The organism is Nocardioides malaquae (assembly GCF_015070385.1).
GTDB classification, from domain to species: Bacteria; Actinomycetota; Actinomycetes; order Propionibacteriales; family Nocardioidaceae; genus Nocardioides; species Nocardioides malaquae.
This window is the reverse complement of the sequence record NZ_JADCSA010000246.1, coordinates 1-293: the sequence shown is the minus strand read 5'-3', so window position 1 is coordinate 293 and position 293 is coordinate 1. Positions and strand designations below refer to the sequence as shown.

At 54.3% G+C, this 293-nt stretch carries 1 pseudogene; it reads left to right on the top strand.

From position 1 onward, the window contains the following. Positions 1-13: 13 nt before the first annotated feature. Positions 14-293, top strand: a pseudogene (locus tag IEQ44_RS15690) (hypothetical protein); the annotation flags it as partial.

The following is a 293-nucleotide window of genomic DNA, read 5'->3' as shown; positions in this document are numbered from 1 at the left end:
CTCCGGTAAGTCAGTGACTGCGTGGGCATTGATGCGCCTGTTGGAACAGGCGGGCGGTTTAGTACAGTGCGATAAAATGCTGTTGCAGCGGCGCAGTCGCGAAGTGATTGAACTTAGCGAGCAGAACGCTGCACAAATGCGCCATGTTCGCGGTGCGGATATGGCGATGATATTTCAGGAGCCGATGACATCGCTGAACCCGGTATTTACTGTGGGTGAACAGATTGCCGAATCAATTCGTCTGCATCAGAACGCCAGTCGTGAAGAAGCGATGGTCGAGGCGAAGCGGATGC